The organism is Pseudarthrobacter sp. NPDC092419 (assembly GCF_044755045.1).
GTDB lineage: Bacteria > Actinomycetota > Actinomycetes > Actinomycetales > Micrococcaceae > Arthrobacter.
This window is the reverse complement of sequence record NZ_JBIVQF010000002.1, coordinates 234,546-249,270: the sequence shown is the minus strand read 5'-3', so window position 1 is coordinate 249,270 and position 14,725 is coordinate 234,546. Positions and strand designations below refer to the sequence as shown.

General features: G+C 66.8%; 19 protein-coding genes and 2 riboswitches. Of the genes, 9 read left to right on the top strand and 10 right to left on the bottom strand.

Annotated features, from left to right (window positions below):
- Positions 1-163: 163 nt before the first annotated feature.
- From ACIQC0_RS04520 to ACIQC0_RS04495, 6 genes are all read left to right on the top strand, one after another.
- Entirely contained in the window at positions 164-1,114 is a 951-nt protein-coding gene (locus ACIQC0_RS04520; protein ID WP_400532920.1) for a hypothetical protein, read from the top strand.
- Complete coding sequence (locus tag ACIQC0_RS04515; protein WP_400532918.1) at positions 1,114-1,572, top strand: phage holin family protein; 459 nt, start codon at positions 1,114-1,116, stop codon at positions 1,570-1,572. The genes ACIQC0_RS04520 and ACIQC0_RS04515 overlap by 1 nt, the downstream gene beginning before the upstream one ends.
- Positions 1,569-2,213 carry a DUF3618 domain-containing protein gene (locus ACIQC0_RS04510; RefSeq protein ID WP_377216774.1) on the top strand — a complete coding sequence of 215 codons (645 nt, stop codon included), beginning with the start codon at positions 1,569-1,571 and terminating at the stop codon, positions 2,211-2,213. The genes ACIQC0_RS04515 and ACIQC0_RS04510 overlap by 4 nt, the downstream gene beginning before the upstream one ends.
- Before the next feature lie 119 nt (positions 2,214-2,332).
- On the top strand, positions 2,333-3,409 hold the full coding sequence (locus ACIQC0_RS04505; RefSeq protein ID WP_400532915.1) for a YihY/virulence factor BrkB family protein: 1,077 nt from the start codon (positions 2,333-2,335) through the stop codon (positions 3,407-3,409).
- Between the two features lie 349 nt (positions 3,410-3,758).
- Positions 3,759-4,016 (top strand): hypothetical protein, encoded by a 258-nt coding sequence (locus tag ACIQC0_RS04500; RefSeq protein ID WP_377216772.1) that lies wholly within the window; start codon positions 3,759-3,761, stop codon positions 4,014-4,016.
- Between the two features lie 100 nt (positions 4,017-4,116).
- On the top strand, positions 4,117-4,293 hold the full coding sequence (locus tag ACIQC0_RS04495) for a CsbD family protein (protein ID WP_377216771.1): 177 nt from the start codon (positions 4,117-4,119) through the stop codon (positions 4,291-4,293).
- A gap of 52 nt (positions 4,294-4,345) precedes the next feature.
- Here ACIQC0_RS04495 and ACIQC0_RS04490 read toward each other — a convergent pair whose 3' ends face one another.
- A complete protein-coding gene (locus ACIQC0_RS04490) occupies positions 4,346-5,023 on the bottom strand; it encodes an O-methyltransferase (protein WP_400532913.1) in 678 nt (225 codons plus the stop codon).
- Positions 5,024-5,072: 49 nt separating this feature from the next.
- Positions 5,073-5,396, bottom strand: coding sequence for an MTH1187 family thiamine-binding protein (locus ACIQC0_RS04485; protein ID WP_377216769.1), 324 nt, complete (start codon positions 5,394-5,396; stop codon positions 5,073-5,075).
- Between the two features lie 118 nt (positions 5,397-5,514).
- Between ACIQC0_RS04485 and ACIQC0_RS04480 the strand changes: the two genes are divergently transcribed.
- Together ACIQC0_RS04480 and ACIQC0_RS04475 are read left to right on the top strand one after the other, a co-directional pair.
- Complete coding sequence (locus ACIQC0_RS04480) at positions 5,515-6,123, top strand: TetR/AcrR family transcriptional regulator (protein WP_377216768.1); 609 nt, start codon at positions 5,515-5,517, stop codon at positions 6,121-6,123.
- A 159-nt stretch (positions 6,124-6,282) separates the two neighbouring features.
- Positions 6,283-6,522, top strand: coding sequence for a hypothetical protein (locus ACIQC0_RS04475; protein WP_400532910.1), 240 nt, complete (start codon positions 6,283-6,285; stop codon positions 6,520-6,522).
- Here the strand turns inward: ACIQC0_RS04475 and ACIQC0_RS04470 are convergent.
- The 5 genes from ACIQC0_RS04470 to ACIQC0_RS04450 all read right to left on the bottom strand — a co-directional run bounded on the left by ACIQC0_RS04470 (position 6,500) and on the right by ACIQC0_RS04450 (position 9,630).
- Entirely contained in the window at positions 6,500-6,706 is a 207-nt protein-coding gene (locus ACIQC0_RS04470) for a hypothetical protein (RefSeq protein WP_400532908.1), read from the bottom strand. The genes ACIQC0_RS04475 and ACIQC0_RS04470 overlap by 23 nt on opposite strands.
- 395 nt (positions 6,707-7,101) lie before the next feature.
- On the bottom strand, positions 7,102-7,413 hold the full coding sequence (locus ACIQC0_RS04465; RefSeq protein ID WP_377216764.1) for an AzlD domain-containing protein: 312 nt from the start codon (positions 7,411-7,413) through the stop codon (positions 7,102-7,104).
- Positions 7,410-8,189, bottom strand: a complete 780-nt coding sequence (locus ACIQC0_RS04460) for an AzlC family ABC transporter permease (RefSeq protein ID WP_400532906.1) — start codon at positions 8,187-8,189, stop codon at positions 7,410-7,412. Before ACIQC0_RS04460 ends, ACIQC0_RS04465 begins: the two co-directional genes overlap by 4 nt.
- A complete protein-coding gene (locus ACIQC0_RS04455; protein WP_400532904.1) occupies positions 8,186-8,716 on the bottom strand; it encodes a hypothetical protein in 531 nt (176 codons plus the stop codon). The genes ACIQC0_RS04460 and ACIQC0_RS04455 overlap by 4 nt, the downstream gene beginning before the upstream one ends.
- A gap of 8 nt (positions 8,717-8,724) precedes the next feature.
- On the bottom strand, positions 8,725-9,630 hold the full coding sequence (locus ACIQC0_RS04450; RefSeq protein ID WP_400532902.1) for a glycerophosphodiester phosphodiesterase: 906 nt from the start codon (positions 9,628-9,630) through the stop codon (positions 8,725-8,727).
- 49 nt (positions 9,631-9,679) lie between these two features.
- On the opposite strand from ACIQC0_RS04450, the gene ACIQC0_RS04445 reads away from it, so the two are divergent.
- Positions 9,680-11,029, top strand: a complete 1,350-nt coding sequence (locus tag ACIQC0_RS04445; protein WP_400532900.1) for a DUF445 domain-containing protein — start codon at positions 9,680-9,682, stop codon at positions 11,027-11,029.
- A gap of 32 nt (positions 11,030-11,061) precedes the next feature.
- Here the strand turns inward: ACIQC0_RS04445 and ACIQC0_RS04440 are convergent, their stop codons facing one another.
- The 3 genes from ACIQC0_RS04440 to purU all read right to left on the bottom strand — a co-directional run bounded on the left by ACIQC0_RS04440 (position 11,062) and on the right by purU (position 14,038).
- Positions 11,062-11,811, bottom strand: coding sequence for a LamB/YcsF family protein (locus ACIQC0_RS04440; protein WP_377216759.1), 750 nt, complete (start codon positions 11,809-11,811; stop codon positions 11,062-11,064).
- Positions 11,795-12,607: a hypothetical protein gene (locus ACIQC0_RS04435; RefSeq protein WP_377216758.1), complete on the bottom strand. Its 813-nt coding sequence runs from the start codon at positions 12,605-12,607 to the stop codon at positions 11,795-11,797. The genes ACIQC0_RS04440 and ACIQC0_RS04435 overlap by 17 nt, the downstream gene beginning before the upstream one ends.
- A 516-nt stretch (positions 12,608-13,123) precedes the next feature.
- A complete protein-coding gene (purU, locus tag ACIQC0_RS04430; RefSeq protein WP_400532898.1) occupies positions 13,124-14,038 on the bottom strand; it encodes a formyltetrahydrofolate deformylase in 915 nt (304 codons plus the stop codon).
- Positions 14,039-14,190: 152 nt separating this feature from the next.
- Positions 14,191-14,290: riboswitch (glycine riboswitch) on the bottom strand.
- Between the two features lie 256 nt (positions 14,291-14,546).
- Positions 14,547-14,647, top strand: a riboswitch (glycine riboswitch).
- The last annotated feature ends 78 nt before the right edge of the window (positions 14,648-14,725 follow it).

Here is a 14,725-nt window from a genome sequence, read left to right as displayed (position 1 = left end):
GACCCGGACCGGCGGCCGCCGCTTCGGGCTAATGCTTTCGGAAATCGTTACAACCCATCTAGCAAGGGTACTTACCTTCTATTAGTAATCATGCTTATGATTTTACGGCCAGTATTGCTGGTTCTTGATCAACAACCGGCCTTCTTGGAAAGAGAGAGCGAAGATGACAGAGAACCAATGGCCCGAGGACCGCGCTTACACGACGCCTCCGGCTGGTACAGGAATTCCGGGAGAACGGCCCGCAGCCAGCTTCCCTGCCACTACCGCCGCCCCGGGCGAGGGCACTTCCCGGAAGGATGCTGCGAAGGAAGAGGCTTCGCAGGTTGCAGGGCAGGCGAAGTCCGCGGCGCAGGATGTTGCCGCCACGGCCAAGGAGGAAGCGGCAAACGTTGCCGCCGAGGCCAAGGCCAGCGCCCAGGACCTGCTGGAGCAGGCCCGGACCGGGCTGAGCAGCCAGGCCGGGGCGCAGCAGCAGAAGGCCGCCGAAGGAATCCGGAACATCTCCAGCGAACTGCACCGCATGGCCACCGCCCCGGACCAGCCGGGAGTCGCCGCCGACCTGGTCCGTGAGGCCGCCCAGCGCACCTCAACGCTGGCCGACTGGCTGGAAAACCGCGACCCGGGCTCGCTGCTGACCGAGGTGCAATCGTTCGCCCGGAACCGCCCCGGGACCTTCCTCCTGCTCGCCGCAGGAGCCGGAGTCCTCGCCGGCCGCCTCACCCGCGGCCTCACCGCCGGAGCCCCCGAAACTTCAGCGACGACGGGCGCCACGGGGACGACGGGATTGGCAGGCCAGTATTCGGGCACCGCCTACGGCGATGAGTACAGCGGGTCCTATGTTCCTGCGGGCGGCACCGTACCGCCTCCGCCGGTCCAGCTTCCCGGCCCGGCATCCACCACGGCAGGGTTCGACGGCGGCGCACCGGGCAGCAGCTACCCGGACTATGCGCGTCCCGCCAGCCCGCTGGACAGCCCCCAGCTGGTTGAGGAGCCCTGGTCGGGCAACCGCACCGCCGATGATCCGCTGGCCGGGCGTGACCTTGCCGACGATCCCATGGCCGGGGACCCCCTGACGCGCGACCGTTCCTCGAACGGCGAGTCTGGCAGGCTGTGATGAGTGGCCAGTATTCGGAGTTTCCCGCCGGCGCGGGTCCAGTCAGTGGCGAGGGCAGCGCGGCGCACCAGAAAGCGGAGAACACCTCGCTCGGTGACCTGCTTGGCGAGGTGACCCGGGACCTGTCCACGCTGATGCGCCAGGAAGTGGAACTGGCCAAGGCCGAAGCGAAAGAATCCGCGACCCGCGCCGGGAAAGGCGGCGGCATGCTCGCCGGCGCCGGCGTGGCCGGACACTTCGTCCTGCTCTTCCTCTCCCTGGCCCTGATGTTCGCCCTCGGCGCGCTCATGCCCCTGGGCTGGGCCGCCCTAATCCTCGCGGTGATCTGGGGCATTACCGCCGCGGTCCTCGCCGCGACCGGCCGCAAGGAACTCAAACACATCAAAGGCCTGCCCCAGACAGGCGAAACACTCTCCGAAATCCCCCCGACCCTCAAACCAGGTGAGGTAAACCGATGACCAACGAGAACCCGGACGCCATCCGCTCCGACATAGAAGCCACCCGCGCCCGCCTCGGAACCAACGTGGACGCCGTCGCGGACAAAGTCAGCCCGTCCAACATCGTCCACCGCCAAACCGACAAGGCCAAAGAGGCCCTCACCGGCGTGAAGGAGAAAATCATGGGCACAGCAGACCACGCCACCACCCGCGTCCAGGACACCCTGCACACCGGCACCGGACACACCACCGGCACCCTCCACAACGCCAAGGACACCGCCGCCGCCCGGCTCTCCGACGCCGGGACCGCGGTCTCCCACGCACCCGACCAGGTCAAAGCCAAAACCCAGGGCAACCCCCTCGCCGCAGGCCTGATCGCCTTCGGCGCCGGGATGATCGTCTCCTCCCTGATCCCGGCCAGCCAAAAAGAACGCGAAGCCGCGGACCAGCTCAAAACCGCAGCCCAACCCCTGGCCAACCAGGTCACCGAAGCCGCCAAAGACATGGCCGAGAACCTCAAAGAACCAGCCCGCGAAGCCATGGAAAACCTCAAAACCACCGCGACCGACGCAGCCGACCACGTCAAAACCGACAGCCAACACGCCGCGACCGACGTCAAAGACCGCGCCACCGACGCCAAAACCAACGTCCAAAACACCTAACCAGGCGGCCGGACGCTCTGGCGGGAACCCGCAAGGGCAAACGCGCTACCGGACAGGCCGGCCCCGCCCACCGCGGGGCCGGCCTGTCAGCTGTCACCCCCTGATCGAGAGGAAACCCGATGGCCACTCACGACTCATCCGAAACCAGCACTGCAAAGGCGGGACAGGCCCCTGCGCCGGATGACACCCGCAAACCGGAGAGCCCCACCGACGTAGAAAAGCCGTCGTGGAAGTACATTGCCAAGAAGACCCTCCGTGAGTTCTCCAAGGACCAGTGTCCTGACCTGGCGGCGTCCCTGACGTACTACGGAATCCTGTCCCTCTTCCCTGCCATGCTGGCCCTCGTTTCGCTGGTAGGGCTCTTTGGGGATCCCGAGAAGACCACGAACGCGTTGATCGAGATCGTCCGCGGTTTTGCGCCTGCCGAGACCGTGGACACCGTGGGCGGAACGGTCGAAGAGCTGGCCAGCGCGCCGGCTGCGGGGTTCACCCTGGTCATCGGTCTTGCCACCGCACTCTGGTCCGCTTCCGGTTACGTCGGCGCGTTTGGCCGGGCCATGAACCGCATCTATGAAGTGGACGAGGGCCGCGGCTTCGTCAAGCTGCGCGGCACCATGCTGGCCGTGACGCTCCTGGCCATCGTCATCGTGGCGCTCCTGGGCGGCATGCTGGTGCTCAGCGGCCCCGTGGCGGAGGCCGTGGGCGGCCTTATCGGGCTCAGCGGCGCTTTCCTGACGGTCTGGAACATCGCCAAGTGGCCGGTCATGGTGGCCCTCATCATCGTGATCATCGCCGTCCTCTACTACGCCACCCCCAACGTCAAACAGCCCCGCTTCAAGTGGATGAGCCTAGGCTCTGGAATCGCCCTCGTGGTCTTCCTGCTGGCCTCCCTCGGCTTTGGCTTCTACGTTGGCAACTTCGGAAACTACAACAAGACGTACGGGGCGCTCGGCGGTGTGATCGTCATGCTCCTCTGGCTGTGGATCCTGAACATGGCTCTGCTCTTCGGCGCGGAGTTCGACGCTGAGATGGAGCGTGGCCGCCAGCTCCAAGCGGGCATCGAGGCGGAGGAAACCATCCAGCTTCCCCCGCGTGACACGAAGAAAAGCAAGAAGCTGCAGGCGCAGGAGGAAGAGGACATCAGGCGCGGCCGCGAGCTCCGGGAGCAGTACGGGTCCGCGCAGAAGAAGGACTAGGCAGAACGCCTCTTCAAGGAGGAAAATTGTCCTGTAGGTCCCTTTGATTTCCCGGGTTTACTGAGGCTGGCGGTCGGCAGTCCGGGGCGTTAGCGGGGTCGGCGGTGAGATGGCCTCTACTGAGACCGAGGCCAGTCCCCCCAGTCGCCGTCGGCCCCCTCGTTGTGTCGGCGCCGTGTCTACGTGGAGCGTGCAGGGGTAGGCGCGCAGGGATGTAACAGACAGGCAACTTTACAATGTGCGCCGTCTGGAATAATTTCATGATTACTCTGCTGGTTCCGAACCGGAGCCCGCAGCGCCGCTGAAGCAGATCCGGCGGCTCCACGGTCGACCCCGAAAACGAGCGGACATGCCTGCTACACATTTTGAAGATTTTCTTGCCGAAGCAGTTGTCCCTGACAGGGAGCCGGGCCTCGGCCTCCGACGCGATGAGCTCTACGGCCTTTACACCAGCTGGTGCCTGATCCAGAAGGCGCAGCTGCAGCCTCCCGAGTCCCTCTGGGCAGCCATGCTGGCCCACGGGATCGACCCCGACAGCAACAACCTGTCCATGACCGGCCCCGCCGCCGCCGACTACATCGTGGCCAGCGCCCCGGACCTGGTTTAAGTCCACTCTTCCGGGCCTTTTGCAGCGCCCAGTTGCTGGCTAGCATGGGGGCATGGCCGGCGGAAGGGTCTGCCGGTCACCAGCCGAAGGGAGCAATGCCATGGGTTTGGACGACAAGATCGAGAACACCGCCGAGAAGATGGGCGGCAAGGCAAAGGAAGCCGCCGGCGAGGCGACGAATGATGAAAGCCTCCGTACCGAAGGCCAAATGGACCAGACCAAGGCGGACCTCAAGCAGGCCGGCGAGAAGGTAAAGGACGCCTTCAAGCAGGACTAGCCAACCTTACGCGAACGGGCCGTTGCACACGCAGCGGCCCGTTTTCCATGCTTCACGTAATGCGGGCGAGGGCGAACCCGTCCCAGCCCTTGGCCCCCACGGTCTGGATTACGGTGGCGTCCAGCCGGGGGTGCGAGCCCAGGACTTTGAGTGCCTCAACGATCCCGGGGGCATTCGCCGGATCCATGCCGGGGTCCAGCACTGCCCCTTTCCACACCGCATTGTCCAGGACGACGGCCGCACCACGCCGGCCGAGTTTCACGGCCCAGTCGAGGTATTTGCTGTCGTTTTCCTTGTCCGCGTCGATGAAGATGAAATCGAACGGCTCACGCCCCTCTTCCTCGAGTGCGGCGAGGGTATCCAGTGCGGGGCCGAGCCTGATCTCCACCTTCTCCCCCAGGCCAGCGGCGTCGATGTTGGCCCATGCCACCTCGGCGTGCTTCGGCAGGAATTCACAGGTGACCACGGTGCCGTCGGCGGGAAGCCCCTGCGCCATCCAGATGGTGCTGTATCCGGCCAGGGTGCCTATCTCCAGGACTCGCCGGGCACCCGTCAGCTGCACCAGCAGCTTGAGCATCTTTCCGGCGTTAGGCGCCACTTCGATAGGCGGCAGGCCGGCCTCTTCCGCGGCAGCCGCCACGCGCTGCAGCGCCTCGCCGGGGTGAACAACGACGTCGGACAGGAACCTTTCCGTGTCGATCCACCCGGGCAGGGGCTTGTGCTCGAACATTGCCACAGTCTGGCACGACGACAGTCGGCGGTCCAGAGCAGAACCGAGCTTAGGGGGCTTCGCCGATGGCCTCTTCCAGACGCTCGACCTTGGCGGTCAATTCCCCGGTGTACCCCGGCCGGATGTCTGCCTTGATTACCAGGGAAACGCGGCTGCCGTACTGGCCCACCGCCTCGGTGGCACGTTTCACGACATCGAACACTTGGTCCCACTCCCCCTCTATTTCGGTAAACATGGAACTGGTGCGGTTGGGCAGTCCGGACTCCCTGACGATCTTCACTGCGGCGGCAACGGCATCGTGCACGGAGGCATCATCAGGCCGGACACCGCTGGCGGGGACGCCGGAAGGGGCGACAGAAAAGGCAAGCAACATGCGCCCAGTGTGCCACGGCCCGGCATCATAGCGCCCCGGGAGGGCGGCGACGTGTCACATTACCTCCTACCCTCCGGTAACGGTGTAGGGCGGGAGCAGCGTTGCTACGCTTTTTGCCATGAGTGTCATCGCCGCCCGCAAACCCCTCCGCGCCGATGCCGCGCGGAACGTGGACAAGATCATCACGGCGGCGCGTCAGTGTTTCCGCGATTTCGGCCCCGATGTCCCTCTGCAGACCATCGCCATCACCGCAGGCGTTGGCCCGGCCACCCTGTTCCGCAATTTCGCGGACAAGGAAGAACTGGTGCTCGCCACGCTTAACCGCCAACTGCGGCTCACCGTGGATCCGGTCATGGACGGCGCCCTGGCCGATATTGACGCCGCCGCCGGTCTGTTCAGGGTTATGGAAGCGATCATGGCTGCGGCCAGCACCGACGCAAACCTGCTGGGAGCCGTTGCGGGCCGCCGGGGACTCCTGACCGGCATCACCGGTTCCCTGGTCGAATCCATCAGCGTCCTGCTGGTGCGCGGACAGGGCCAGGGCAGCCTCAGGGCGGACATCACCATGACGGACATGTTCCGGCTGCTGGCCATGCTGATCAGCGTGGTGGACACCATGGAACCCGGCTCGGACGCGTGGCGGCGCCCCCTTGCACTGGTGGAGGACGCCATCCGCGCCGAACGCCCGGCGCGGCCACTGCCGCCACAGGTGCCGGTACCCGCCTGAGCAGGCTGACGCCCGGGGGGGGAACAGGCCGGACCATTGTGGGCACCCAGCGGGTGCCATACACTCAAAGAGGGTTACGCAGCCAGCCCTTGGAAGTCTCAGGATGGAGGCCCCCTTGAAGCAAGCTTCGTCCGTCCGGCGCTCACTGGCTGCACGGAAATGAACCACTCCACGTTGCTCTTCCGCTACCTCAACGACCCCCGCGGCCCCGAAGAAATCCTGCCTGCCATGTCCTCTGCGGACCTGGCCACGTTACTCGACGCCCTGTTCCAGAACCTGGACACCCCGGAGCCGGAGTTCGGGGCGCAGACCTGGTATGAGATGGCCGTGGAAGAGAACCGCCTCCGGATGGAAGCCCGGGACTGGATCGCCCCAGCTAGTGCTGGCGGAACTCGTTAGGGATGTGGTTCTTCGCTTCCATGAGGTGCTGCTGCAGCTTCTCTTCCGCGTCACGCCGGCGCCGGGCCGTGTCCCGCAACTCCCGGGTGGCCTCCGACCCCCGCGGGTCCCGGTAAACCCGCCGGGATTTTCCCGGAATGCCGTGTTCGACTTCCGCGCCGCTTACCTGCTCCTGCTCATTCATTCCGGCTCCTCTGTGCCTTCGGGCTGCCCTGCCCGCTTCCGCCTGGCCACCTCGCGGCGAACCACGGCCTTCAATGCCGGCACCGGAGACGCCGGGCCGAGCTCAACGGCTTTCCGGAGCCCCGCCGCGAGCAGCTCAAGTTCCTGGTCAGGGACGTCGGCAAAGCCGACAAACCGCCTGAAGAAGCGTTTGGTTGGAAGTCCTGCCCGCCGTCGGCCGTTTGTGTGGGCGGGCCGGCCTGCCCTGTCTCCGGCCGCCTGCAGTTGATGATCCATGGTCACCGTTCAGAAGAAGTTCCCAAGGCCAACTGCATAGCCACTTTCATCCTACAACCGCCCGGCAGCGGTAATAGTGATGCGCCCCACACTAAAATCTTGGTCGGAGGGATGGCTGCGTCAGTTCCAGCCCAGCATGCGCAGGACGGCGGCGGTTCCGGCTCCGGCGATCACCACCACCAGGAACGGGGCACGGAAGGCGAGGGCGACGGCGGCGGCCGCCAGGGCGCCAAGGCGGGCATCTGCTGCGAGCTGCTGCCCCGACGCCATCGCGTTGACCACGGTGAGGGAAGCCAGCAGGCCGATGGTCATGGTGCCGGCAATCCGCGATGTGCGGGGGTTCTCCAGGAGCCTGGCCGGCACCAGGTACCCCACCAGTTTCCACGCGTAGGCCAGCGCGCAGGCGACTAACAGCCAGATCCACAGGTTCATGCGCCCCCTCCGGAGAAATGCCCGGCCTGCGGGCTGTCGGCGGTGGGTGCCGCCTGGGAATGCCTGCCGTGGGCCGAATACGGTTCGACGTCCGGCTCGAGCCCTTCGTCGCTGCGGCCGTGGCTGAACCAGCCGATCACCGCCGCCACCAAGGCGGCCACCAGGATGGGCACGCCGGCCGGCACGAAGGGCACGGCAACAACCGTGGCCAGGGCGCACGCTACCGCAATGGCGATGGGTTCCCGGCCCTTGAGCCGCGGCCACAGCAGGGCCAGAAATGCGGCGACGGCGGCCCCGTCCAGGCCCCACTGCTTGGGATCCCCCAGCCCGCTGCCGGCGAGCGCGCCAACGGCCGTGAACAGATTCCACAGGACGTAGATGCCGATGCCCGCCGTCCAGAACCCGCGGCGCTGTTCGAGGGGATCGGACTGGCCTGTTGCAGTTGCGGTGGACTCGTCGATGGTCAGCTGCGCACCCACGTACCTGCGCCAGCCCGATGGCCGGAAGAGCGCATTGAGCTGCATGCCGTAGATCCCATTGCGCATGCCCAGCAGAGTGGCAGCACTCATCGCGGCGATGCCGGAGCCGCCACCGGCCACCACTCCGATGAATGCGAACTGCGAGCCGCCGCTGAACAGCAGGAGGCTCAAGGCCATGGTCTGCCAGAAGTCCAGCCCGGAGGTGACGGACAGCGCCCCGAAGGAGACCCCGTACAGCCCGGTGGCGATGCTGATCGAGATGCCTACCCGGACCGCCGGCGACGCCAGCAGCGTCACGGCCGGACTCCGCCGGCCCGCGTGCCGCCCGGCTTGCGCAAGCTCCAGGCCCAGGCAATCAGCGGCGCCTGCAGGGGCAGGCGCAGGGTGTGGATCCTCCGCTGCAGCGGCGTCCCGCGCGGCCCATAGGCCCGGCGAAGCGCATCCACGTGGCCGGCCAGGAACGCGGTGAACATCGCCGTGAGCGCGGCGGCGGCCGCCTTCCGCGTCGGCGGGAGAAGGATTCCGACGGCGCCAGCGAGCTCCAGCAGGCCGCTTACCGCAATCCATTCCTCCCGGGTCAGCACCGCGAGGGGCCGGTTGGCGCTGCGGGGGGCGCCGGCGTCGTGCGCTGCTTTGGTAGTTTCGCCCGGAGCGGGCGCGTCTTCGCGGCACAGGAAGCTCGGCACCACCTGGTGGTAGAAGCGCGGGTTCCGGAAGTGGTGCCAGGCACTGGCCAGGAGCAGTGCGCTCATGGCCGGGGCGGAGAGGTTCCGGGCATCTCCCGGAAGGCTACGGGCTGCCCTTCGGGACCGGGGAAACAACATGCCCCAACTCAATCACAGCAACCGCCGCCACTTGTAACCCGGAGCTGGTCCAGCACCTGCGCCGGGAGGTTGGTGGTGATCTCGTGGACGCCGGCTGCTTGGCACAGCTCCACATCCTCCGGCGTGTCCACGGTCCACACCCGGAACCGCCGCCCGGCGTCGTGCCAGCGCCGGATGGTCTCCGGATGCTCGCGCACGTAGTCGATGCCGGGCCCGGCCAGTGCGGCAGTGCCGGCGTCAAGGATCCGTTCGGCCTCCAACTGGGTGGCCTTCATCAGGTTGGCCACCGCGCCGCCCGTGAGGGGCCCCAGGCCCAGGCCGTCCCGGATCTCGTGGATGTCGATGTTGTCCACCAGCTGGCATACATAGCGTGCAGCGACGGATTCCAGCAGGTGGCGGACGGATTCGGGGCTGAAGCTCATGAAGGTCACCTCCACGTTGTCCAGGGTGGAGTTTTCCGAGTTCCAGCCCTCGGCGCGCAGGACCTCCAGGACCCGGTCTTCCAGCTTCAGCTGGTACGGGCTGGGGTGCTTGAGCTCAATGGCGAGCCGCAGCGGACGCCCAGCCGCGCGAAGCAGGTCCAGGAGGTCCGGCAGGGTCAGGAACTGCTCAGACCTGGCTCCGTAGGCTTCCGGGATCCGGGCGCCCTTCCAGGAGGAGAAGTCGAGGTGCTGCAGCTCCTGCAGCGTGCGCTCAGCCACGGGGCCGGTGCCGTCCGACGTGCGGTCCAGGTTGGCGTCATGCAGGAGGACCACGTGCTGGTCCCGGGTGAGGTGGACATCGCACTCCACGCCGTCAGCGCCGTCGGCCAGGGCTTGCAGGTAGGCCGCGCGGGTGTGTTCGGCGAACGCCCCGCTCGCGCCGCGGTGGGCAAAGACGAGCGGCCGGTGCTGGCTTGGTCCGTCAACTGTCATGGAGCCACGCTAGCCGACCGGACCCTGGGTGCGGGACTAGGCTGGGCACATGCAGGTGAACTCTGAGCCAACTACCCGCAACGACCCGCGCGCCCCGGCCCCCGAGGCGGCACCGCGCACGCGTGGCCGCACCGCCGTCGTACGCCACCAGCTGACGGAGGCGGACGCCGAAAAGGCGGCAGCGCTGCGGAAAATGAAGGCGCTGGCCCTGGCGCTGCTGGTCGCGATGGCGGTGGTTTTCGTGGTGGCGTTTGCGCTGCAGGACGAGTACCCGTGGCTGCAGTATGTGCGGGCGGCAGCGGAGGGCGGCATGGTGGGCGCGCTGGCCGACTGGTTCGCGGTGACCGCGCTGTTCAAGTACCCGATGGGCATCAGGATCCCGCACACCGCCATCATTCCGCGCCGCAAGGACCAGATCGGCGCGTCGTTGGGTGAGTTCGTGGAGACCAACTTCCTCTCCGAGCAGGTGGTGCAGGAGAAGCTGGCCAGCGTGAACATTGCCCGCCGCGCCGGGGAGTGGCTGGCCACTCCGGCCGGCGCGGACCGGGTGGCCAAGGAGGGTGCCGCCGTCATCCGCGGCGCCTTCAGGGTCCTCAATGACGACGACGTCCAGGCAGTCATCGAAGGCATGGTGCGCAAGCATCTGCTGACTCCGCCGTGGGGACCGCCCTTGGGACGGCTCGCCGAGCGGATTTTTCACGACGGGCACCATCACGCCCTGGTGGACCTGCTGGTCGACCGCGCAGCCGACTGGGTTGACGACAACCACGAAACCGTCTCCCGGCTGGTCTCGGACCGGTCCCCCACCTGGGTTCCGCAGTTCGTGGACGGACTTGTGGGCGACAAGGTGTACGTGGAGATCCTGAAGTTCGTGCGGGCGGTGCAAGCCGACCCGAACCACCAGGTGCGCCGGCAGATCGACACGTACTTGGGCGACCTGGCCCGGGACCTGCAGCACGACCCCGTCATGATCGCCCGGGCCGAGGGGATCAAGGCGCAGGTGCTGGGCGATCCGGAGGTCCGCGAACTGGCCTCGCGCACCTGGGACACCGTGAAGAGCGCCCTGCTCGGCGCCGTGGACGACCCGGACAGCGACCTGACAATCAAGTTCAAGGCCGCAGTGCGGGATTTCGGTTCCCGCCTGGTGACCGATCCGGAGCTGGCCGGCAAGGTCAACGCCTGGATCGGCGACGCTGCGGGGTATCTGGTGCGGACCTACCGCTCCGATATCGCCGGCGTCATCACGGACACGGTGGCCCGTTGGGATGCCGAAGAAACGTCCCGGAAGATCGAGCTGCAGGTGGGCCGGGACCTGCAGTACATCCGGATCAACGGCACCGTGGTGGGTTCGCTGGCCGGACTGGCCATCTTCTCCGTTGCGCACCTGGTCTTCGGCTAGCCCCCATTCCTTGACTGCAGGTACGGCTGGAGTCAGGCGAAGGAGGCCAGTTCCACGCCTGCAGATTCCAGGCCGGTCCGGACTCGCGCTGCCATTTCCACCGCACCCGGGGTGTCCCCGTGGATGCACAGTGAGTCTGGCCTGACCCGGACCACGGCACCGTCGATGGCTTCCACCTCGCCCTTGGTCGCAAGGCGCACGGCCCGCTCCACGATGGCGTCGACGTCGTGCAGCACGGCACCCTCCCGGGAGCGCGGCACCAGGCTGCCGTCCGCCAGGTAGGCGCGGTCCACAAAGGCCTCCACGAACACGGGATGACCGGCGTCCTGTGCCTGCTTGAGCAGTTCCGAGCCCGGCAACCCGAGTATGGGCAGGCCGGGATCGTAGGAGTTGACGGCGGCCACCACTGCTGACGCCTGCTCGGCGTCGGTGACGATGCGGTTGTACAGCGCGCCATGCGGCTTCACGTAGTCCACGGAGGCACCCACGGCGTGCGCAACGCCGTCGAGCGCGCCCAGCTGGTAGAGCACGTCCCCGAACAGCTCATCGAAGCTCATGTCGATGCTCCGCCGCCCGAACCCCGCGAGGTCACGGTAGCCGACGTGCGCACCTACCGTGACGTCGAGTTCGTAGGCGGCGCGGCAGCTGTCCAGCATGGTGACGGGATCTCCGGCGTGGAAGCCGCATGCCACGTTGGCGCTGGTGACCAGGCTGAACATGGAGGCGTCGTCCCCCATGGTCCAGGAGCCGAATGATTCGCCGAGGTCAGCGTTGAGATCCAAGAGTGTCGCCTTCCAACGCGGGGTTGTCCGGAGCTGCGGCGGCGGCCGAGAGCTCCCCGGGAATGGTGTCCGGCATGGGACCAAACGCCTCTTTGGCGTTGGCCACCACAGCACGGCCCATCACGAGGTTACCCGCTCCGCCCACTACCGCGCCGATGCCGAAGGGCAGGGCACGGCCGAACAGGGCAGTCCCCTGCCGCTTCAGCAGGTTCTTCAGGAACGCCTTCTGGATCCGCTTACGCACCATTCCCCAGCCGGAGCCCGGCATCGCCTTCGACAGGACACTGTCCCAGGCCGCGGTACCCCCCATGCCATTGGTGGCGGCCTGCCCGCTGAGCGTGCCCAGCAGCATGGCACCCTCCTCGCCAAGCATGATGGCCATGACCATGGTGCTGGCCTTCTCCGGGTTGGTCATCCTGATGCCGTGCAGCTCCGCCAGCGAGGTGGCGTACAGCGCCGTGGCCTCAAGGAAGCCCACGGTTGCGGCCGCGGAAAGTCCCAGCGACGCCACGGTCCCCACACCGGGAACGACGGCGGTGGCACCTACCACGGCGCCCCCGCCTGCCACGGCGCGCAGGTAGTCGCGCTCCAGGAACGCGGCCAGCTGCGCCGCCGTTGCCCGCGGGTGTTTACGCTGGAGCCTCTTGATGTACGCCAGGACCAGGGGCCGCTGGATTTCCACAGCGCGCAGGAGCACGTTGTGGACACCGGGCTTGGGCTTGCCGTCTGCGTCGAACACCGCGTTGTGCGCGGCTTCCTGGGCGATGCGGAATGCGGGATTGCTGCGCCTGGCCATGGTCACCTTCGTTCGCGTCCGGCGGCAGCAGCAGCTGCCGCGTTTTCCTCCATCCTACGGGCAATACTAAGCATGCTTCAGGTTTACTGGCCCGGTTACCGTCCAGCGGTCCGGCCACTGCGCGCGCAGGCGCCGCAGCCGGTGCGGTTATGCCTGGTTTCACGACATAGTTGACGCATGTCGGGACATCGTTTGACACCCCGCGGGTTGGCACGATGGGCCACGTCGAAGCACAAAGTCATCATTCTCGCCCTCACCGCGATGGCCGCCTGGATGCCGTCGAACCCCGGTCCCGCCGCCCGAACAGCACCCCACGCAGTGTGCCGGAAGCCTTGACCGCCTGGATCGGCCCTGCGCCGTCGGGTTTCGACGCGCAAAATTGTGGTCGAGGCGCATCCTCGCCGGCGACGCCCATATATGGGGTGCGTCAGGGGACATGCGCAGCGCCCACGAAGATGCGCGTCGAAAACAGTACGGACTGTGGAAGGGGGCCGGACAACACACACCCGGGACCGTTTACCGCAGGATGACCGTGCGGTTCCCGGAGAGGAGAATGCGCCCCTCGGCGTGCCAGCGGACGGCGTTGGTCAGCGCCTTGCACTCGGCGTCCTTGCCCACCGTGACCAGGTCCGCCGCACTGTAGGTGTGGTCCACCTCGATGACCTGCTGGGAAATGATGGGTCCTTCGTCCAGTTCGGAGTTGACGTAGTGGGCCGTGGCGCCCACGGTCTTGACCCCGCGTTCGTAGGCCTGGTGGTAGGGCTTGGCACCCTTGAAGCTGGGCAGGAACGAGTGGTGGATGTTGATGGCTTTCCCGCTCAGCCGCTCCGTGGCACCGTCGCTGAGGACCTGCATGTAGCGCGCCAGGACCACCAGCTCCGCCCCGTAACTGTCCACGAGCGCCAAAAGCTGCGCTTCGGCGTCGGGTTTCGTCTCCGGGGTGACCGGAATGTGGTGGAACGGGACCCCGTGCCAGTCCACCAGCGCGGCCAGGTCCGGGTGGTTGGAGACGACGGCCACGATCTCCACCGGAAGCTCGCCGTTTTGGGCCCGGAAGAGCAGGTCGCGGAGACAGTGGTCGTACTTGGACACCATCACCAGGATGGGCTGTTTCCGGCCGTGCCGCTCCAGCTGCCACTCCATCTGCCAGTCGGCGGCGACGGGCGCGAAATCCCCGCGGAGCCGCTCGGCCCCGGCGCCTTCGGGGGCCGTGAAGTGGACCCGCATGAAGAACTGGCCGCTGGCCTGGTCGCCGAACTGCTTGATGTCCAGGATGTAGCACTCCTGCGCGAGCAGGAATCCCGCCACGGCCTGGACGATCCCCAGGGAATCGGGGCACTGGAACGCGAGGACAAACCCATCGGCGCTTGGCTGCCGGAGCTCGTTGCGCGGCGCTGCCGCACCGGCAGACGGGGAGGAAGGAACGGTCATGTGGAACTCCATCGTTCAAGCAGCGCCGGGCGCCGCAGGGATTCGGCTCCTCCCCGCTCTGTATAGACCTGAGAGATTCCGCAGCGCCCCGTTGGCGGGGTCCGCTGCTTGCACCGTCGGTGAGCCGGAGTCCGGCTGCTTTTCAGAGTCGCCTCGCCGCGGCGGTACCGGGTGCCTGAGAGTTTCCTGGGGAGGATTTGCTCCTACGGCGCCTGCTGGATGTACCGGGCAGATCTCTCCCGCCACAGGTCAAAGGCATTTTTCGGTTGTCGTACGGGATAAAGCCCGGTCCGCAGGCTGCCCCGAGAGGCCGCCCCGGTCCGTGCCGCACGGTCCGGAATCAGTGTGTTGCCGGCCACCAGAGAATGTCAAACCTGTGCCGTTGCCGGCCTGCCGAAGGAGGATTCAGGGCAGCTGCTTTCCACCCGGATGAAGCGCCCCAAATTTGCCTTTGGCCCTGATTTCGTGTACCTTGTGAGCCGAATCACCCACATTTTAATAAGCCTTTCGAGCTGCGGCGGGAGAGTTCTCCCGGACGACATCCGGGCAGGCGCCGTAGGAGCAAATCCTCCCCAGGAATCTCTCAGGCCCATGTACCGTCGCGGCGAGGCAACTCTGGAAAGCAGCCAGGCATCGCGCCTGGCTCACCGACGGTGCAAGCGGATCTTCATGATCCTGCGGAATCTC